Annotated in this window: 24 protein-coding genes and 1 tRNA gene; 4 read left to right on the forward strand and 21 right to left on the reverse strand. The window is 69.7% G+C overall.

The genetic code is table 11. The annotated features are described in order from the left end of the window. Positions 1-204: 204 nt before the first annotated feature. A complete protein-coding gene (locus tag KBY81_RS05420; protein WP_254975876.1) occupies positions 205-1,329 on the forward strand; it encodes a hypothetical protein in 1,125 nt (374 codons plus the stop codon). Between the two features lie 143 nt (positions 1,330-1,472). On the opposite strand, the gene KBY81_RS05425 is transcribed toward KBY81_RS05420, so the two are convergent. The 4 genes from KBY81_RS05425 to KBY81_RS05440 all read right to left on the reverse strand — a co-directional run bounded on the left by KBY81_RS05425 (position 1,473) and on the right by KBY81_RS05440 (position 4,011). Next, positions 1,473-1,964 carry a photosystem I reaction center subunit XI gene (locus KBY81_RS05425; protein ID WP_106221645.1) on the reverse strand — a complete coding sequence of 164 codons (492 nt, stop codon included), beginning with the start codon at positions 1,962-1,964 and terminating at the stop codon, positions 1,473-1,475. Between the two features lie 70 nt (positions 1,965-2,034). After that, complete coding sequence (locus KBY81_RS05430; RefSeq protein ID WP_015109434.1) at positions 2,035-2,151, reverse strand: photosystem I reaction center subunit VIII; 117 nt, start codon at positions 2,149-2,151, stop codon at positions 2,035-2,037. 83 nt (positions 2,152-2,234) lie between these two features. Further along, positions 2,235-3,203 carry a glycosyltransferase family 2 protein gene (locus KBY81_RS05435; protein WP_254975877.1) on the reverse strand — a complete coding sequence of 323 codons (969 nt, stop codon included), beginning with the start codon at positions 3,201-3,203 and terminating at the stop codon, positions 2,235-2,237. A gap of 73 nt (positions 3,204-3,276) precedes the next feature. Continuing rightward, positions 3,277-4,011 (reverse strand): C40 family peptidase, encoded by a 735-nt coding sequence (locus KBY81_RS05440; protein ID WP_254975878.1) that lies wholly within the window; start codon positions 4,009-4,011, stop codon positions 3,277-3,279. A gap of 18 nt (positions 4,012-4,029) precedes the next feature. On the opposite strand from KBY81_RS05440, the gene KBY81_RS05445 reads away from it, so the two are divergent. Both KBY81_RS05445 and KBY81_RS05450 read left to right on the forward strand, forming a co-directional pair. Continuing rightward, the gene (locus KBY81_RS05445) at positions 4,030-4,950 is read left to right on the forward strand and encodes a serine hydrolase (RefSeq protein ID WP_254975879.1); all 921 of its coding nucleotides are present in this window, start codon (positions 4,030-4,032) and stop codon (positions 4,948-4,950) included. Between the two features lie 5 nt (positions 4,951-4,955). Continuing rightward, the gene (locus tag KBY81_RS05450; protein WP_254975880.1) at positions 4,956-5,606 is read left to right on the forward strand and encodes a GAP family protein; all 651 of its coding nucleotides are present in this window, start codon (positions 4,956-4,958) and stop codon (positions 5,604-5,606) included. An 86-nt stretch (positions 5,607-5,692) separates the two neighbouring features. Here KBY81_RS05450 and KBY81_RS05455 read toward each other — a convergent pair. Beyond that, positions 5,693-5,781 (reverse strand) — tRNA-Ser (locus KBY81_RS05455). Positions 5,782-5,799: 18 nt separating this feature from the next. After that, complete coding sequence (alr, locus tag KBY81_RS05460) at positions 5,800-7,023, reverse strand: alanine racemase (RefSeq protein WP_106221654.1); 1,224 nt, start codon at positions 7,021-7,023, stop codon at positions 5,800-5,802. 74 nt (positions 7,024-7,097) lie between these two features. Here alr and KBY81_RS05465 point away from each other — a divergent pair, with 74 nt between their 5' ends. Further along, a complete protein-coding gene (locus tag KBY81_RS05465; protein ID WP_106221656.1) occupies positions 7,098-7,598 on the forward strand; it encodes an HNH endonuclease in 501 nt (166 codons plus the stop codon). A 61-nt stretch (positions 7,599-7,659) separates the two neighbouring features. Here KBY81_RS05465 and prfA read toward each other — a convergent pair whose 3' ends face one another. The 15 genes from prfA to KBY81_RS05540 form a co-directional block, all read right to left on the reverse strand. Beyond that, entirely contained in the window at positions 7,660-8,775 is a 1,116-nt protein-coding gene (prfA, locus tag KBY81_RS05470; RefSeq protein ID WP_106221659.1) for a peptide chain release factor 1, read from the reverse strand. Positions 8,776-8,886: 111 nt separating this feature from the next. Further along, entirely contained in the window at positions 8,887-9,183 is a 297-nt protein-coding gene (gene rpmE, locus KBY81_RS05475) for a 50S ribosomal protein L31 (RefSeq protein ID WP_254972478.1), read from the reverse strand. Between the two features lie 8 nt (positions 9,184-9,191). Beyond that, the gene (rpsI, locus tag KBY81_RS05480) at positions 9,192-9,599 is read right to left on the reverse strand and encodes a 30S ribosomal protein S9 (RefSeq protein WP_015109426.1); all 408 of its coding nucleotides are present in this window, start codon (positions 9,597-9,599) and stop codon (positions 9,192-9,194) included. Next, positions 9,596-10,048: a 50S ribosomal protein L13 gene (rplM, locus tag KBY81_RS05485; RefSeq protein WP_015109425.1), complete on the reverse strand. Its 453-nt coding sequence runs from the start codon at positions 10,046-10,048 to the stop codon at positions 9,596-9,598. Before rplM ends, rpsI begins: the two co-directional genes overlap by 4 nt. Before the next feature lie 146 nt (positions 10,049-10,194). Beyond that, positions 10,195-11,040: a tRNA pseudouridine(38-40) synthase TruA gene (truA, locus tag KBY81_RS05490; RefSeq protein WP_254975884.1), complete on the reverse strand. Its 846-nt coding sequence runs from the start codon at positions 11,038-11,040 to the stop codon at positions 10,195-10,197. A 10-nt stretch (positions 11,041-11,050) separates the two neighbouring features. Next, a complete protein-coding gene (gene rplQ / locus KBY81_RS05495; protein ID WP_015109423.1) occupies positions 11,051-11,401 on the reverse strand; it encodes a 50S ribosomal protein L17 in 351 nt (116 codons plus the stop codon). Between the two features lie 46 nt (positions 11,402-11,447). Continuing rightward, positions 11,448-12,386, reverse strand: coding sequence for a DNA-directed RNA polymerase subunit alpha (locus tag KBY81_RS05500; protein WP_094586008.1), 939 nt, complete (start codon positions 12,384-12,386; stop codon positions 11,448-11,450). Between the two features lie 82 nt (positions 12,387-12,468). Beyond that, on the reverse strand, positions 12,469-12,861 hold the full coding sequence (rpsK, locus tag KBY81_RS05505; RefSeq protein WP_015109421.1) for a 30S ribosomal protein S11: 393 nt from the start codon (positions 12,859-12,861) through the stop codon (positions 12,469-12,471). 183 nt (positions 12,862-13,044) lie between these two features. Then, a complete protein-coding gene (rpsM, locus tag KBY81_RS05510) occupies positions 13,045-13,410 on the reverse strand; it encodes a 30S ribosomal protein S13 (protein WP_015109420.1) in 366 nt (121 codons plus the stop codon). A gap of 66 nt (positions 13,411-13,476) precedes the next feature. Beyond that, positions 13,477-13,590: a 50S ribosomal protein L36 gene (gene rpmJ / locus KBY81_RS05515; RefSeq protein WP_006173336.1), complete on the reverse strand. Its 114-nt coding sequence runs from the start codon at positions 13,588-13,590 to the stop codon at positions 13,477-13,479. A gap of 43 nt (positions 13,591-13,633) precedes the next feature. Beyond that, complete coding sequence (locus tag KBY81_RS05520; RefSeq protein WP_106221663.1) at positions 13,634-14,185, reverse strand: adenylate kinase; 552 nt, start codon at positions 14,183-14,185, stop codon at positions 13,634-13,636. A 24-nt stretch (positions 14,186-14,209) separates the two neighbouring features. Next, a complete protein-coding gene (secY, locus tag KBY81_RS05525; RefSeq protein ID WP_015109418.1) occupies positions 14,210-15,529 on the reverse strand; it encodes a preprotein translocase subunit SecY in 1,320 nt (439 codons plus the stop codon). A 107-nt stretch (positions 15,530-15,636) separates the two neighbouring features. Then, positions 15,637-16,092 (reverse strand): 50S ribosomal protein L15, encoded by a 456-nt coding sequence (gene rplO, locus KBY81_RS05530; protein WP_254972477.1) that lies wholly within the window; start codon positions 16,090-16,092, stop codon positions 15,637-15,639. Between the two features lie 8 nt (positions 16,093-16,100). Continuing rightward, complete coding sequence (gene rpsE / locus KBY81_RS05535; protein ID WP_254975881.1) at positions 16,101-16,763, reverse strand: 30S ribosomal protein S5; 663 nt, start codon at positions 16,761-16,763, stop codon at positions 16,101-16,103. 14 nt (positions 16,764-16,777) lie between these two features. Continuing rightward, positions 16,778-16,865, reverse strand: an 88-nt coding sequence (locus tag KBY81_RS05540; RefSeq protein ID WP_315858479.1) for a 50S ribosomal protein L18, incomplete at its 5' end; no start/stop codon positions are given.

Here is a 16,865-nt window from a genome sequence, read left to right on the forward strand (position 1 = left end):
CAAACCCCGCCACCCGGTCCGGGGCTGGGATGGCTGCATTTTTGCCTGCTACGCTCGGGTGGTTGCCGGTTGGAAATGAATAGAAAGTCCCAGGACTTTCCAGATCTGCTCCGAAAGAGTTGCCTGCCAATCCTTCTCGTTGTTGCCCTTGTCGTCTCGTTTGCCGGCATCCTGAGTCAGAGCGGGCAGGTGTCCGAATGGCCCATGGACCAGTCCTTTGTGACGCGGGCTGATCTTCGCCTGTATCGACTGCCGACGGGCTGGGTCTTTCAGTATCCCCGCTTCAACTGGTCCGGTGGCGTAGCGGCCAGCCTGCTGATCGGTCTCTATAAGTTGGTGGTTTCTCCTGCTCCGGAGACTCTGAACTGGCATGCCAAGTGCATCACCACCCTGCTCTTTCTGGGATCGGCGTATTCCCTTTGTCGGCTGTTCATCCGCCACTGGATCTTCCAGGCGCTGGCCTTCTCCGTCATCGCCAGTTCCGCCCTTCAGTTTGCTGAACCTTCCAGTGACATCATCGCGGCGGCGTTCTTCGCCCTGTTCATGCTGTCCGTGCGACTGGGGTGGCCGCGGCTGATCTCCTCCGGCCTGCTGATTCTTTTCGGCGTGTCCAAGATCCAGTTACTCGTCTGCTCCCTGGGGGTGGGTGCCGTCTGGTACTGGTGGGATGTGCGGGAGAACCGGATGCGCTGGCAGATCCCCGTGGGGATGGCCTTCTGGCTGGTGCTGCTGATGGCTCCCGGCTTCAAGCTCTATGGCATTGAGATGGTCAGGACGGTCAAGGGGCTGCGAACCTTTGCCTCGTCCTATGTGTTCATGTTCAGCCCCCATCAGTTTGCCCCCAGCCCGGAAACGCTCGCTGGCAGTTCCAACAGTTGGCAGGATGTGATGCGATCGGTGTTCCCGGGAGCCCGCACCGTGAGCGATGTGATCCTTCGGTATCCGAAGAAGTACCTTGACTATCTGCTGGTGGCGGGCGCCTACGGAGTGTTTTCCGTGTTGCAGACGATGGGATTGATGCTGATTCCCTTTTTTCGGGCCTTGCGCCTCGGGGCCTTCCCTGTTGTCACCCAGCTGAGTCTGAGGTTTCTCGCGGCGGCGGCCTTCTTTTCCCTGGTGCCGCCGCTGCTGCTGAGATTCATCAGTCCCCGTTATCTCGCCGTGGTCTTCATTCCGCTGGTGGTTCTGTCCGCCGCTGCCGCCGGATCCTCCGAGGCGCCACGGTCCCTGAAGATCACGTTCCTGATCTGTTCCCTGCTGACCCTTGCCCTGAATCTGGCCGTGTTCAGCGAGCGCCTCGTTCGATCACCGCTGATGCCCTTCGGTTGAGGGATCGGCACCGGGCTCCAGCCTGGGCGATCGAGGGCCGGAGCAGGACCATGAAAAAAACCCTGCCGAGGCAGGGCTTGCAGGAAAGGGTTGGACGACCATCCCAGGGTTCGGGACCCGGGGATGGCTGGCCATCGCTGAACTCAGCCGGCGCTCCAGACGCCACCGGCGATGTTGGCCAGCGGGGACTGGATGGCGGTGCTGCACAGGAACCAGGCGAAGGCGGCGCCGCCGCAGCCGCCCAGCCAGAAACCGCTGGCGAATTCCGCCCAGCCGGCTTTGGTGAACAGGTCGGCCGGGGGATTGTCGATGGTGGCGTCGGGGGGCTGGACGTTGGGGCCGCTGCCGGCGGTGCCGTAGATCGACAGGCAGATGGTGAGGATCGACACCAGGCCGATGGCGGCCAACAGGCCGGCGGTGCTGGCGAACTCGGTGGCGCGCAGGGGGCCGGTGTAGGCGAACGGGCCGTAGAGCAGGTAGCCGTGGGCCATGCCCACCTCGAGACCGCGACGGTTGGGCGAGAGGGAGGGCCGGTAGGCCGGCAGGGCGTTCAGGAACGCCTTGGTGAAATAGCTGCTGTTGACGGGGGTGGCCAGATTGCCGACGGTCGGGTCGGCCACGGGGGTCACGGTCATGGGAAGCGGATCGGGGGGTCGGCGGATCGGGGGTGGAGGTGGCGAAGGACGCTGGGGCCTGGGGCCGTCGTCAGTCGGTCGCCTCGATCACGTTGAACAGCAGGGCCATGGCCACCGCCGCGCCGAGGATTCCCACCAGGGGAACCATCACGGACGGCATCCAGGCAACGGCAAATTCACCAGTCATGGCTTGGGCCAATAGGAACCGCCGGTACTGTAAGGACCAGGCCCTGTCCGGCTTCTCGGGGACCCGGGGGGCGACATAAAAGTTCAGCCAGGCTCGCCGCGCACGGTGGCGCGCACCCGGTAGATCGGCCGGCCCTGGCTTTCGTGATATGTGCGCATCTGCAGCTCCGCCAGCAGCCCGAAACTGAACAGCTGCACGCCGGTGAGAATCGCCAGCACCGCCATCAGCAGCAGGGGGCGGTTGCCGATGTCGGCCCCCAGCAGCAGTTTCTCGCCCACCAGCCAGGCGGCGATGGCCAGCCCCACCAGCAGGGCCAGCAGTCCAGCGAAGCCGAACACATGCATCGGCCGGGTCAGGAACCGCTTCATGAACCAGACTGTCAGCAGGTCCATCAGCACCCGGAAGGTGCGGTCGATGCCGTACTTGCTGCGGCCGTAGCGGCGGGCCTGGTGGGACACCCTCACCTCACCGATCCGGGCCCCTTCGATGAAGGCCAGGGCCGGCAGAAAGCGGTGCAGTTCTCCGTAGAGGTTCATGTCGCTGACCACCTCGCGCCGGTAGGCCTTGAGGGAGCAGCCGTAGTCGTGCAGCCGCACCCCGGTGACCCGGGCGATCAGGCGGTTGGCCAGCAGGGAGGGCAGCAGCCGGTCCAGGGCCCCGTCCTGGCGCTGGTGCCGCCAGCCGCTCACCAGGTCCAGCTCGTCCTGCTCCAGCCGGGCCAGCAGCATCGGGATGTCGGCGGGATCGTTCTGGAGGTCCCCGTCCAGGGTGACGATCACCCCGCCGCCGCTGGCGTCGAAGCCGGCGGCCATGGCGGCCGTCTGCCCGTAGTTGCGCCGCAGCAGCACGGCCACCAGCTCGGGCACCCGGCCGGCCAGATCCCGGAGCACGGCCGCGGTCCCGTCCTTCGACCCGTCATCCACCAGGACCAGCTCGAAGCTGCGGCCCAGCGGCCGCAGGGCCGCCAGCAGTTTCTCCACCAGATGGGGAAGGCTTTCCTCCTCGTTGTAGAGGGGGACGACCACGGAGAGTTCGGGGTTGCGTCCGACCAACGGGGGTTCGGAACCGTGGGCCAGGGCTGCCCGCGCCATGACCGTTGCCCGAAAGTCGTGGCCTGAACTTACCTCAGGGGGGAAGGGGGCTGCCGTCGTGGCTGTGCATCACCCGCCCCGCGCCCCGCAGTTCGGTCCGGTAATGGCAGGCCACCGGATCCCGGTTGCGGGGGTTCAGGTCGTCGATGCCGATGCCGTCACGGCCGTGCTGGCGCCCGGAGCTGTGCAGGTAGCGGCCGCCGCCCAGGTGCAGGGCCACGTGGGTGCAGCGCCGCGGGCTGCCGAAGAAGATCAGGTCGCCCGGCAGCAGCAGGCTGGTGACACCGCTGGCCACGGCCACCGGGCGGCAGAAGCGCTCCTGCAGGTAGGCATCCCGGGGTAGCCAGATGCCGGCCTGGGCAAAGGCGGTCTGCACGAGTCCCGAGCAGTCGAAATCGGGCCCCAGGGTGCCCCCCCAGAGGTAGCGGTTGGGGCGCTGGCGGGCGGCCTCGGCGAAGGCCAGCACCGCCTCCAGGCGGGCGGCGATCCGGTCGCGATCGAGGCGGGGCAGGGGCGGCGGCGACGGTACGGGCTGCCCGTGGTGTTCCAGGGCCGCGGCGTCCACCCAGCAGGGGTAGCCGTCCCCGTGCAGGCGGACCCGCAGGCGGGTCTCGGTGCCGCTGGCCCCGGCTGCCCCCAGGACCCTCAGGCACCGGCCCGCGTGGATCTCGGTGGCCAGCCCCGGCCCCTGCGGACGGCTGTAGGCCGGCAGCGGCCGGGTCAGGGTCCAGAGACGGCCTGGCGCCGGCAGGGTGCCTAAGGTCGCCATCGCAAGGTGCCGCCGCTGATGGCGTTCTACAGCCCGGATCCGGCCATGGGCGAGGCCCTCCGCCAGCTGATCGGCCGACTGGAGGCGGACGGACGCCCGGGCCTGGGGGAGCAGCTCTCCGTCACCTGGCTCCGCTACGGCGACTCCCTGGTGGGGGCGGCCGAGGGCCTGGGTCAGGAGGAGTTCTGGGGCCGGATGGTGAGCGGCGCTTCCTGGGCCGGCCCGACGCTCCGCTATCCCGCCAGCGTCGTGAAGCTGGTGTATCTGGTGGCGGCTGAAGCCTGGCTGCAGCGCCAGCTGATCGAGGACGGCCCCGAGCTGCGTCGCGCCCTGGCCGACATGGTGCGCGATTCGGGCAACGATGCCACCAGCCTGGTGGTGGATCTGCTCAGCGGCACCACCAGCGGTCCATCGCTGCCGCCGGAGCGCCATGCCGCCTGGTGCCGCCAGCGCCAGCTGGTCAATGGCTGGCTGGCCCGCCTCGGCTGGAGCGAGGTGGCGGGGGTGAACGCCTGCCAGAAGACCTGGGCGGAGGGGCCCTACGGCCGTGAGCGGGACTTCTACGGCGCCCAGCTGGAGAACCGCAACCGCCTCAGCACCGATGTCACAGCCCGCCTGCTGCACGCCGTGATGGCCGGTGCGGCGGTCTCCCCGCCGGCCTGTCGGCGCATGACGGCGCTGCTGCGCCGCTCCCTCGATCCCCAGGCCCGGGCGGCCGATCCAGAGAACCAGGTGGATGGCTTCCTTGGGGCCGGCCTGCCCGAGGGGGCCCGGCTGTGGAGCAAGGCCGGCTGGATGAGCCAGGCGCGCCATGACGCCGCCTATGTGGAGGTGGAGGGCAGGGCGCCGATGCTGCTGGTGGTGTTCAGCGAGGGCCGGGTCCGGGCGGCTGATGAGACCCTGCTGCCGGCCATCGCTGCCGCCCTGCTGGACGCCTGACCCCAGTGACGTCCCCGCCCCTCGATGTGGTTCCCCTCGCCCTGGGGGCGGCGGTGAGCCCGATGCTGCTGGTGGGGCAGATGCGCACCCTCACCGCTCCGGGGTCGGGCCTGCGCCAGAGCTGGGCCTACGTCGCCGGCAACGCTGTGGTGGTGGCCGGCTGGGCGCTGGTGGGGCTGGGCTCGGGGGGATCCCTGCCGGCCCGCTCCGCCGCCGGCGCCGATCCGGTGTCCGCCGGCCTTCGCCTGGTGCTGGCCGCCGTGCTGCTCGCCATCGGCGCCCGGGCCCTGCAGCGTGAGGGCGGAGCGGCGTCCCCAGCCCCAGGGGGCCACTCCCTGGCCCGATCCTTCGGGCTGGGGATCGCCCTGATGGCCGGCAACCTCACCTCCCTGGTGCTCTACCTTCCGGCGCTGCAGGACCTGGCCCGTTCCGGTCTGGCGGCGGGTCCCCTGGTCGCCCTGGTGCTGCTGGTGAGCCTGGTCACCCTGGCACCGTCGCTGCTGCCGCCGGTGCTCCTGGGGCTCACGGGGGCCTGGGGGCGGTCCCGCCTCGAGCAGCTCTGCCACTGGACCCTGGCCCACCAGGGCCGGATCAACGGGGGCCTGTGCTGTCTGTTCGCGGCCTATCTCGGCTGGAGCGGTGTCGCCAGGCTCTGAGCGGACCTGACGACGGGGGCCCGGGAAGGGCCTGGGGGTCGGGCCCATGGATGGGCCTTGGGGTCGGCCCATGGCAGGGCCTGGAACGGAGAGGGAGGGATTCGAACCCTCGACAGAAGTTGCCTCCTGTAACTCCTTAGCAGGGAGCCGCTTTCAACCACTCAGCCACCTCTCCAGTGGCCCAGCGAGCTTATCAGGGCTCGGACTCGGGCCCCGGCGGCAGGGGCGCCCCCGGGTCCGGGGGCACGGCCAGGCGCGGCAGGCGGTGCTTGAAGCCGCAGAGGATCTCCCAGGGGATGGTGCCGCAGCGCTCGCTCCAGTCGAGGGGGCTGATCGTCTCCCCCTCCTGCTCCCCCAGCAGGGTGACCATGCTGCCCACCTCGATGCCGGGGGCGTCGGTGGCGTCGATCACCAGCTGGTCCATGGTGATGGCGCCCACCTGGGGCAGGCGCCGGCCGTCGAAGAGGACGTCCATGCGGTTGGAGAGCTGGCGGGGCACCCCGTCGGCGTAGCCGATCGACACCACCGCCAGCCGGCTGGGCCGGCTGGTGCGGAAGCGGTGGCCGTAGCTGACGCCGACCCCCGCCCCCACCTGGCGCAGCAGGGTGACGCGGGCGTGGATCTGCAGGGCCGGCCGCAGCGGCACCACCCCGGCCAGGTGGGCCGCCGGCGACTGGCCGTAGAGGGCCAGCCCCACCCGGACCAGGTCGTAGTGCTGAGCGTGCCCCCGCAGGGTGGCCGCCGAATTGGCCAGGTGGCGGCAACCGGCCGCCAGGCCCTGTTCGGCCAGGCTGGTGAGGACCGTCTCGAAGCGCTGCTGCTGGAGCGCGTTGAGGCCGTCGTCCTCTCCGGGGGCGGCATCGGCGCAGGCCAGATGGGAGTAGACCCCCGCCAGCTCGATCGCCTCCATGCCCTGCAGGGCCGCCACCAGCCGCGGTCCCTCGCGCCAGTCGGCGCCGAGGCGGGCCATGCCGGTGTCCAGCTTCAGCTGCACGGTCATGGGGCGGCCGCTGCCGCTGGCCAGGTTCTGGCAGAGCAGGGCTTCCCGCATGCTGCTGAGGGTCGGCATCAGCTGCCAGCGCAGGCAGCTGCGCAGTTCCTCGGGCTGGGTGAGGTTGCCGAGCACCAGCACCGGGGCGGAGATGCCGGCACGGCGCAGCTGCACCCCTTCGCCCAGGGTGGCGACCCCGAAGCAGGCCGCCCCCGCCTCCAGGGAGGCACGGGCCACCGCCAGGGCGCCGTGGCCGTAGGCGTCGGCCTTGACCACCGCCATCAGCTGGGTGGACGGACCGATGTGGCGCCGCAGGGCCCGCACGTTGGCCTGGATGGCCGCGGTGTTCACCTCCACCCAGGCCCGCTGCCGCGAGGGCTGGGTCTCCTCCGTCGCACTGGCGGTGGCGAGCGAAGAGCTGGTCATGGGCGCCGCGGGAGAAGGTGAACCATGGAATTCATGGGAATCCCGTTAGCATGCCGCGTATCCAGCGGACGGGAATGGGCCACGTACTCGTTCTGAATGCGTCCTACGAACCGCTGAACATCACCACCTGGCGGCGAGCCATGGTGATGCTGCTCAAGGGGAAGGCCGAGGGGCTCGAGCACGACCCCGAACGCGCGATCCGTCCGGACCATTTCCTGCCCACGGTGATCCGGCTGCGTCAGTTTGTGCGGGTGCCCTACAAGCCGCTCCCCCTCACCCGCCGCAACGTCTTCCACCGCGATGGCCACGCCTGCCAGTACTGCGGCTACAGCGGTGAGCAGCTCTCCATCGACCATGTGGTGCCCCGCAGCCGGGGCGGCACCGATGTCTGGGAGAACGTCACCACCGCCTGCCTGCCCTGCAACGTGCGCAAGGGCAACCGCACCCCGCGGGAGGCGGGCATGCCCCTGGCCCGGGAGCCCCGCCGGCCCCTGGGCAGCCTGAGCTTCGAGGCCAACCGCCGCATCCGCTCCGGCCAGCACCAGGAGTGGGCCAAATACGTCATCGGCGCCTGATCCGCCCCGCCTCGTCGCCGGCCCCATTTCCCCCATCGGCCCCATCTCCTTCTCCGGCCCCTCAGCTGCCGGTCCCGGTGGCTTCGAGGGCAAGGGCCTCCAGACCCTGGCGCTGCTCCTCGGCGATGCAGGCCCCGATCAGGTCCTCGATCTGGCCGGCCAGCACGGGCTCGAGGGAGAAGTTCCGCCCCAGCCGGTGGTCGGTCACCCGGTTGTCCTTGGCGTTGTAGGTGCGGATCTTCTCGCTGCGGTCGCCGCTGCCCACCTGGGCGCGGCGCACGGAACGCTCGGCGGCGTTCGCTTCCGCCAGCTGGCGCTCGTAGAGCTTGGCCCGCAGGATCTCCATGGCCCGCTCCCGGTTCTGCAGCTGGGAGCGTTCCTGGGTGCAGAACACCCGGATGCCCGTCGGCTTGTGCAGCAGGTCGACGGCCGTCTCCACCTTGTTGACGTTCTGGCCCCCGGCGCCGCCCGAGCGGGCCGTGCTGATCTCCAGATCCCCCGGGTCGATCTGCACCTCCACCGGATCGGCCTCGGGCATCACCGCCACGGTGGCGGTGGAGGTGTGGACCCGCCCCTGGGATTCGGTGGCCGGGACCCGCTGGACGCGATGCACGCCCGCCTCGAATTTCAGGCGGCTGTAGACCCCGTCGCCACGGATGGCGAGGATCAGCTCCTTGTAGCCGCCGAGATCGGCCTCCGAGGCGCTCACCGGCTGCACCTGCCAGCCCTGGCCCTGGGCGTAGCGCTCGTACATGCGGGCCAGATCCCCTGCCCAGAGGCTGGCCTCATCGCCGCCGGCACCGGCGCGGATCTCCAGCATCACACTGCGCTCGTCGCGGGGATCGGAAGGCAGCAGGCTGAGGGTGAGGCGGTCGTTGAGGGCGCCGATCAGACCCTCGAGGCTGACCAGCTCTTCGCTGGCCAGGGCCGCCAGTTCCTCCGCGGCGGGGTCGTCGCGGTGGGCCCGCACCAGGGCGCGGGCCTCCTCCCGTTCCTGCTCCAGCTTGCGCAGCCGCTGGTAGTCGTTGACCAGCGGCTCCAGGCGCGCCCGTTCCCGGGCGATCGCCTGCAGCCGGGCCGGATCGGAGGCCACCGCCGGATCGGCCAGCTGGCGCTCCAGGGTCTGGAAGGTGCGGCAGGCGGTGTCCAGCCGGGATTGCAGCAGCTCGGAATCCATGGGGCGGCACCGGCAACAAAAAGGGCCGGGTGCGACGGGCACCCGGCCAAGGCAGAACCGGACCGTCGCGCGATCCGGGGGTCCGAAGGACGCGTCAGGTGGAGAGACGGGTCAGGCTTCGGAGGCGGCCGGCTCTTCCACCGGGGTGGCGGTGGCTTCGGTGGCCTTGGCGGCCTTCTTGGCACCGGAGGCGGAATCGGCGCTGCCCATGCCGTACTTGCGCATGAAGCGGTCGACCCGGCCCTCGGTGTCGAGGATCTTCTGGGTGCCCGTGTAGAAGGGGTGGTTGCCGCTCCACACGTCGACCGTGATCTCCGGCTGGGTGGAGCCGGTGGTCATCACCACCTCTCCGTTGCAGATCACCTTGGCGTCCGGATACCAGGTGGGATGGATGTCGGCTTTCGGCATGACGGAAATCAGCGCTTGGAGAACTGGGGAGCCTTGCGGGCTTTCTTGAGGCCGTACTTGCGACGCTCCTTGGCCCGGGGATCGCGGCTCAGGTGGCCCTCGATCTTGAGGGGCTTGCGGTTGTCCGGGGAGAGATCGCAGAGGGCGCGGGCCGCACCCTGCTTGATGGCATCGGCCTGGCCGGTGAGGCCACCGCCGCGAACGTTGACCAGGAGGTCGTACTGGGCTTCCAGACCCAGGGTCTGCAGGGGAGCCTTGACCGCCGCCAGGTAGACGGGGTTGTAGTTGAGGTAGTTGTCACCGGGGCGGCCGTTGATGGTGACGCTGCCGCTGCCGGGGACCACCCGCACACGGGCGACGGCAGTCTTGCGACGGCCGGTGCCCCAGTAGACGACGCGGTTGGAGGTGCTGGTCATTGGGCGGCGGCGGCGGGATCGAGGGCGAGGGGCTGGGGCTGCTGGGCGGCATGGGGATGCTCGGCACCCTTGTAGACCTTCAGCTTGCGGAACAGCTGGCGGCCCAGGGCGTTGTGGGGGAGCATGCCCTTGATGGCCTTCTCGATGATGCGCTCCGGCAGGCGGGCCTGCAGGTGCTCGAAGGTTTCGGTCTTCATGCCGCCGGGACGGCCGGAGTGGCGCCGGTAGATCTTCTGGGTGGCCTTGTTGCCGCTGACGCGCACCTTGTCGGCGTTGATCACCACCACGAAGTCACCCGTGTCGAGGTGGGGCGTGAAGGTGGGCTTGTTCTTGCCGCGCAGCACCTGCGCCACTTCACTGGCGAGACGGCCGAGGGTCTGGTCCGCTGCGTCGACCAGATACCACTGGCGCTCGAGCGAATCGATGGAGGGTGGGGTTGTCTTGTTCATCGCGCCGGCGGGCCGGTTTGGGGTGAGCCCATCGCAGCCGGATGGGTCGGGACAGGAAGATTCGACCCTACCGTGTCGCCGGATCCGGCGAATTCGGAGAGCCACCAGCTGCCTGGGGCCACCGGACGGGGCTCCCTGCAGGGCACTCAACCGATCGGATCGTCGCCGAAGGGATCGGCGGGAGGATCGCGCGATTCCAACAGAAACCGCGGTTGACAATCATACCAGGCGGCCTCAGGGAACACCGGCTCCGGGTAGCCCACCCGCAGCAGGCAGAGGCCCTGGGGCGGGGCGGCCTCCTTCACGGCGTGGCGGGCGCCGCTGCGCCAGCGGTGCAGGAACTCTTCGGCCCCGAGGCGGCCTTCCCCCACCGCCACCAGCTGGCCCATCAGCAGGCGCACCATGCCGTAGAGGAAGCCGCTGGCCTGCACCTCGGTGACCAGCAGATCGCCGCAACGCTCCACCCGCACCTCCTGCAGGGTGGTACGGGCGTGGGCGCGGCGGCTGCCCGCCCGCTGGAAGGCGGAAAAATCATGCTCCCCCAGCAGGGCCGCCAGGCAACGGGCCATCAGGGCCTCATCCAGGCGCCACTGGTAGCGGTGCCAGCTCCAGGGGGCCAGGAAGAGGTTGGGGGTGCGGGCGTTGAAGATCGTGTAGCGATAGCGCCGGTAGGTGGCGCTGAAGCAGGCATGCCAGTCGCCCGGCACCTCGGCGGCGGCCCGCACCCGGACCGTCGGCGGCAGGCGGCCGTTGAGGGCCTTGGCCCAGCGGGTCACGGGGATGGGGCCGGCGGCATCGAAGTGCACCACCTGGGCGGCGGCATGGACCCCGGTGTCAGTGCGACCCGCCGCCACCGCCCGCACGGGGCGCTGCGGGTCGAGGGCCTCGATGGCGGCCTCCAGGGTTTCCTGGACGCTGCAGTGATCGGCCTGCCGTTGCCAGCCGTGGTAGGCGGCTCCGTCGTACTGGAGCGAGAGGGCGATCCGTTTCAGACCCGCTCGCTCAGACCAGCTCGATGATGGCCATCTCGGCGTTGTCGCCCCGGCGGCGCACCGTGCGGATGATGCGGGTGTAGCCACCCTGGCGGTCGCCGTAGCGGTCCTGGGCCTTGTCGAACAGGGCGTGCACCAGCTGCTTGTCGTAGATATAGCCGATGGCGCGGCGACGGGCGGCGAGGGTGCCGTCCTTGGCCAGGGTGATCATGCGCTCGGCTTCATCACGCAGGGCCTTGGCACGGGCCTTGGTGGTGGTGACGCGGCCTTCGCGGATGAGCTGGGTGGTGAGACCACGCAGCATGGCCTTGCGTTGGTCGGCGGGGCGTCCCAGCAGGGGGACTCGGCACTGGTGTCGCATGGTGGGGACGGGGCGGGTGGCGAAACGGGGAAGGGAAAACCGCCGATCAGCCGCTGGTGCGGCTCTGGGGCAGGGAGATGCCGATCCTCTCGAGAGCCTCGATCACCTCGTCGGCGGACTTGGAACCGAAGTTCTTGATCTCCAGCAGGTCTTCGTAGCTGAAGCCCATGAGGTCGGAGACGGAGTTGACCTGGGCGCGCTTGAGGCAGTTGTAGGCGCGCACCGAGAGGTTCAGCTCTTCCAGGGGAATCTGAGCCTCGGCCGAAGGCTCGGGCTCCAGGCCGGGCTCCTCGGTCATGGTGAGGGTGGCCAGGGGCTGGAACAGGCTGATCAGCTGGTTGGCGGCCTGGGCCATGGCGTCGTCGGGGGTGACGCTGCCGTTGGTCTCGATCTCGATGCGCAGGCGCTCGTGGGCCGAACCGCCCTCGCCGACCGCCGTCTCATCGACGGTGTAGTTGACCCGGCGGACGGGCATGAACACCGCATCGATCTGCAGCAGATCGATGGCGGAGGTGTCCTCGTTGTGGCGATCCACCGGCCGGTAGCCGACGCCGCGCTCGACGTGCACCTCCATCTCCAGGCTGTGGCCCTCGGCCACGGTGGCGATCTCCCGGTCGCCGTCGATCACCTGCACCTGGGGGGAGAACTGCAGATCCGAGGCGGTGACCCTGGCCGGGCCGTTGACCATCAGACGGCCGATCTCCAGGTCGCGGCTGCGGCTGTTGACCGGCACCGACTTGCAGTTCAGCAGGATGTCGAGCACGTCCTCGCGCACCCCGGGCACCGTGGCGTACTCGTGGTTCACGCCGGAGAGACGCACCGCCGTGATGGCGCTTCCCTCGAGACCACCGATCAGCACGCGCCGCAGGGCGTTGCCGAGGGTGGTCGCCTGACCCCGGTCCAGGGGGCCGATCAGGAAGACGCCCGTCTGGGAACGGTCGTCGGCGACCTGGTGCTCGACCCGATCGATCTGGTAGTGCAACACGGTCTGAGGAGGTGAAAAGGGAACGGTGGCCGCGATGGCGGCCCGGGGAAGGCGGGACGGAGGCCGGAGGATCTCCGGGGGCTCAGACCCGGCGGCGCTTGGCCCGGCGGCAGCCGTTGTGGGGCAGGGGGGTGACGTCGCGGATCAGGGTGATCTCGAGACCGGCCACCTGGAGGGCGCGGATGGCGGTTTCCCGGCCGGAGCCGGGACCGCGCACCAGCACTTCGATCTGACGCATGCCCTGCTCGAGGGCACGGCGGGCGGCGGCCTCGGCGGCGGTCTGGGCGGCGAAGGGGGTGCCCTTGCGGGCTCCCTTGAAGCCGCTGGCGCCCGCCGACGACCAGCTCACCACTTCACCGGCGGTGTCGGTGATCGAGACGATCGTGTTGTTGAAGGTGCTCTGGATGTGCGCCACGCCGTTGGGGACGTTGCGCTTGGCCTTCTTGGGGCCGGTCTTCTTGGTGGGCTTGGCCATGGCGGTGACCCCGCGGTGGCGGGGAGGTGATCGGAGGACTGGGGGGAGCCCCGGTGACGACCTCCGCAAGGGGAGGGCGGCGGGGCTGGGGCCGGGAGGCTGGGGGCGTGGGCTGCCGCGGGAAGCCCTGGGCCGCAGGGCGGTGCAGGCAGGGAAGGGAGGACGGGCCCGCAGGCCCGGAGCTCACTTCTTCTTGCCGGCGACGGTCTTGCGGGCGCCGCGACGGGTGCGGGCGTTGGTGCGGGTGCGCTGGCCGCGCACGGGCAGGCCCATGCGGTGGCGGCGACCCCGCAGGCAGCCGATGTCCTGGAGGCGCTTGAGGGCCATGCCCTCTTCGCGCCGCAGGTCGCCCTCGAGGACGAAGGAGTCGGCGGCGCCGCGCAGCTTCTGCACGTCGCCGTCGCTGAGGTCCTTCACCCGGATGTCGGGGTTGACCCCCGATTTGGCGAGAATCTTGCGGGCCCTGGTGAGCCCGATCCCGTACACATAAGTGAGTGAGATCTCAACCCTCTTGTCACGAGGGATATCGACACCGGCGATCCGAGCCACGTCAGGAAACGATCAGAGGGCAAAGGGGGTGGCGGCCGACGGCGGCCGCCGTGAAGGCGTGAGGGGTCAACCCTGACGCTGCTTGTGCTTCGGGTTGGTGCAGATCACCATGACCCGGCCGTGGCGACGGATCACCCGGCACTTGTCGCACATCTTCTTGACTGAGGCACGCACCTTCATGGGCGTTGTGCTCTCCTAATTTGCAAACAGCTACCTTATCACATCAGTCCGTCAAGCTGGCTACGATCCTGCCCGCGATCTCCTCCACCGTGCCGGAGGCCTCGACACTGCAGAGCAGGCCGAGCTGGCGGTAGTGGTCGATCAGGGGCGCGGTCTGCTCCTGGTACACCACCAGGCGGTTGCGGATCACGGCTTCGTTGTCGTCGGCCCTGCCCCGGGAGAGCAGGCGCTGGATCAGCACGCCGTCCTCCAGCTCCAGCAGCAGCACCCGCTCGATGCGCTGGTCGAGCTCCGCCAGCAGGCCGTCGAGGGCCTCGGCCTGGGCGAGGTTGCGCGGGAAGCCGTCGAGCAGCCAGCCGCCCGTGTGCCCCTCCAGGCGGCTGCGCACGATGGCCAGCACCAGGGCATCGCTCACCAGCTCGCCGCGGGCCATCACCGCCTCCGCCTCCTGACCCAGGGCCGTGCCCGCCTTGACTTCCGCCCGCAGCAGTTCACCGGTGGAGAGATGCAGCAGCTGGTGGCGTTCGGCCAGGAGTTCGGCCTGGGTGCCCTTGCCGGCGCCGGGGGGACCGAGGAAGAGGAGTCGCTGTTTCATGGGTTGGGAAACGGGAGAAGGGGCCTACTGACGGACCAGTCCTTCGTAGCGCTGGGAGATCACGTAGGTCTGGACCTGCTTGGCGGTGTCGATGGCCACGCCCACCAGGATCAGCAGGGAGGTGGCCCCGAGCCCCTGGAACGTGCGCACCTGGGTGGCCCCCTCCACCGCCGAGGGGATGATGGCGATGGCACCCAGGAACACGCCCCCCAGCAGGGTGAGCCGGTTGGACACCCCCGAGAGGTAGTCGGCGGTGGCCGATCCGGGCCTCACGCCGGGGATGGCGACGCCCGAGCGTTTCAGGTTGGTGGCGATGTCCACCGGGTTGACGGTGAGGGAGGCGTAGAAGAAGGCGAAGCCGCAGATCAGGGCGAAGTACACCAGGGCGTAGAGCCAGGGGGTGCTGCTGGTGGGGTTGAGGTAGCCCGCCACACGGATCAGCCAGGGGCTCTTGGTGAGGTTGGCGATCGTCAGGGGCAGGAAGACGACCGCCGAGGCGAAGATGATCGGCATCACGCCGCCGGCGTTGAGCTTCAGCGGCAGGTAGCTCTGGCGGGAGGCCAGGGTGCTGGCGCCGCCCACCTGGCGCTTGGCGCTGACGATCGGGATGCGGCGGCTGCCCTCCTGCAGGAAGATGATGCTCACGATCGTCACCAGGAAGACCAGCACCAGCACGACGATGCCGCCCACCGTGGCGCGGTCGCCGCTCTGGGCCAGCTGGATGGTGGAGCCGAGGGCCTTGGGCAGGGTGGCGACGATGTTGATGAAGATCACCAGGGAGGCTCCCTGGCCGATGCCCCGCTCGGTGATCACCTCGCTGATCCACATCACCACCATCGACCCGGTCACCAGGGCCAGGCTGGTCTGGACGACGAACAGCCATTCCGGCAGGCCCGGCAGGGCGTACTGCCGAAGGATCAGGGCGAAGACGATGCTCTGAAGGATGCCCCAGCCCAGGGCGACGTAGCGGGTGATCTGGGCCAGCTTGCGGCGCCCGGCCTCCCCTTCGTTCTTCTGCAGCTCCTCGAGCTGGGGCAGGGCCGCCGTCATCAGCTGGATGATGATCGAGGCGTTGATGAAGGGCAGGATGCCCAGGGCGAACACGCCCAGGGTGGAGAGGCCGCCGCCGGTGAAGATGTCGAGGAAGCCGATCAGCTGGCCCCCCTGGCGGATGAAGTCCTGGAAGGCGACCCGGTCGATGCCGGGCACCGGGATGTATATGCCGAGTCGCACCAGCAGCAGCAGGCCCAGGGTGGTGAGCACCCGATCCCGCAGGCCCTTCGACTGGACGAGCTGGACGAGGATTTCAGCGGCGCTCGGATTGCGCCCCCGGCTGAGGAGCATGGTGATATCGGGAGTGGAGGGAACGGGTCGCTACGACCGGAGCCGCCTGCCGCAGCACAAGGCTACGGGCAGGCGGCTCGCGGCTGGGGGCGGGGCAGGGCCCGGCCTCAGTCGATGATCTCGCAGGTGCCGCCGGCGGCTTCGATCTTGGCGCGGGCCGAGGCGGTGAAGGCGGCGGCCTGGACCGTCAGTTTCACCGTCAGTTCGCCGTTGCCGAGCACTTTCAGCGGGTAGCGGGGGCTGGTGACCAGACCCGCCTGCTCGAGGGACTCGAGGCTGACCGTGCTGCCGGCCTTCAGCTCACCCAGCCGCGACACGTTGATCACGGTGTAGTGGGTGGGGTTGATGACCGGGAAGTGCTTGAGCTTCGGGATCCGGCGGTAGAGGGGCATCTGGCCGCCCTCGAAGCCGGGGCGGGTGGGCCGGCCGGAGCGGGACTTCTGGCCGCGCATGCCGAAGCCGCAGCTGGCGCCCTGGCCGGCGGCGATGCCGCGACCCTTGCGCAGCTTGCGCCGGCGGGAGCCCGTCTGGGGCTGGAGATTGTTGAGAGAGAAGGACGTCATGGCGGGCCTCAGGAGTAGATCTGCTCGAGGGAGATGCCCCGCTCCTTGGCGGTCTCCTTGTGGGTGCGCAGGCCTTCGAGGGCCTGCATGGCGGCGCGGGCGTTGTTCAGCGGGGTCTTGGAGCCCAGCCGTTTCGCCAGCACGTTCTTGATGCCGGCCAGTTCGAGCACGGTGCGGATCGAACCGCCCGCGATCACCCCGGTACCGGGGGCGGCCGGCCGGATCAGCACGCTGGCGGCGCCGTCGCGGCCGTTGCTGAGGGTGGGGATCGAGCTGGTGCGGGTGAGGGGCACCTTGACCAGATGCTTCTTGCCGTCGGCCACGCCCTTGCGGACGGCGCCGATGACATCGCCGGCCTTGCCGACGCCCACGCCCACCTGGCCCCGTTCGTTGCCGACGACGACGATGGCCCGGAAGCTCATCTTCTTGCCGCCCTTGACGGTCTTGGAGACGCGGCGGATCTGAACCACCCGCTCCTGCCACTCGGAGTCGCGTTCCTGGCCGCGGCGGTTGTCGCGGCCGCGGCCGCCGCCACCGCGGCGGTCACCCTTGGCATCGCCGCGGCCACCGCCGCCGCCCCGGCGCTGCTCCTGCTGGCCTTCGGCAGCGGCGGGGACGTCGGAGGCCGCAGGCACGGCGCCGGGCTGGGTCTGGTCGTTGGGTTCGGGCATGGGGAGAGCAGGGGTCAGAAATGAAGGCCCGCTTCCCCGGCGGCGTCAGCAAGGGGCTTGACCCTGCCGTGGGACAGGGTGCCGCCGCGCTCGAAGACCACC

Origin of the sequence: Cyanobium sp. Lug-B (assembly GCF_024345635.1) — a bacterium.
Classification (GTDB): Bacteria; Cyanobacteriota; Cyanobacteriia; order PCC-6307; family Cyanobiaceae; genus Cyanobium; species Cyanobium minutissimum.

Coding starts and splice junctions, on each gene's coding strand:
- rpsK (WP_015109421.1), bottom strand. CDS start 12,861: ATGGCCAAGCCCACCAAGAAGACCGGCCCCAAGAAGGCCAAGCGCAAC.
- rpmJ (WP_006173336.1), bottom strand. CDS start 13,590: ATGAAGGTGCGTGCCTCAGTCAAGAAGATGTGCGACAAGTGCCGGGTG.
- prfA (WP_106221659.1), bottom strand. CDS start 8,775: ATGGATTCCGAGCTGCTGCAATCCCGGCTGGACACCGCCTGCCGCACC.
- rpsI (WP_015109426.1), bottom strand. CDS start 9,599: ATGACCAGCACCTCCAACCGCGTCGTCTACTGGGGCACCGGCCGTCGC.
- rplO (WP_254972477.1), bottom strand. CDS start 16,092: ATGACGTCCTTCTCTCTCAACAATCTCCAGCCCCAGACGGGCTCCCGC.
- rplQ (WP_015109423.1), bottom strand. CDS start 11,401: ATGCGACACCAGTGCCGAGTCCCCCTGCTGGGACGCCCCGCCGACCAA.
- rplM (WP_015109425.1), bottom strand. CDS start 10,048: ATGAACAAGACAACCCCACCCTCCATCGATTCGCTCGAGCGCCAGTGG.
- KBY81_RS05440 (WP_254975878.1), bottom strand. CDS start 4,011: ATGGCGACCTTAGGCACCCTGCCGGCGCCAGGCCGTCTCTGGACCCTG.
- KBY81_RS05425 (WP_106221645.1), bottom strand. CDS start 1,964: ATGACCGTGACCCCCGTGGCCGACCCGACCGTCGGCAATCTGGCCACC.
- secY (WP_015109418.1), bottom strand. CDS start 15,529: ATGCTCCTCAGCCGGGGGCGCAATCCGAGCGCCGCTGAAATCCTCGTC.
- rpsE (WP_254975881.1), bottom strand. CDS start 16,763: ATGCCCGAACCCAACGACCAGACCCAGCCCGGCGCCGTGCCTGCGGCC.
- KBY81_RS05520 (WP_106221663.1), bottom strand. CDS start 14,185: ATGAAACAGCGACTCCTCTTCCTCGGTCCCCCCGGCGCCGGCAAGGGC.
- rpmE (WP_254972478.1), bottom strand. CDS start 9,183: ATGCCGAAAGCCGACATCCATCCCACCTGGTATCCGGACGCCAAGGTG.
- KBY81_RS05465 (WP_106221656.1), top strand. CDS start 7,098: ATGGGCCACGTACTCGTTCTGAATGCGTCCTACGAACCGCTGAACATC.
- KBY81_RS05420 (WP_254975876.1), top strand. CDS start 205: ATGGACCAGTCCTTTGTGACGCGGGCTGATCTTCGCCTGTATCGACTG.
- alr (WP_106221654.1), bottom strand. CDS start 7,023: ATGACCAGCTCTTCGCTCGCCACCGCCAGTGCGACGGAGGAGACCCAG.
- KBY81_RS05445 (WP_254975879.1), top strand. CDS start 4,030: ATGGCGTTCTACAGCCCGGATCCGGCCATGGGCGAGGCCCTCCGCCAG.
- KBY81_RS05430 (WP_015109434.1), bottom strand. CDS start 2,151: ATGACTGGTGAATTTGCCGTTGCCTGGATGCCGTCCGTGATGGTTCCC.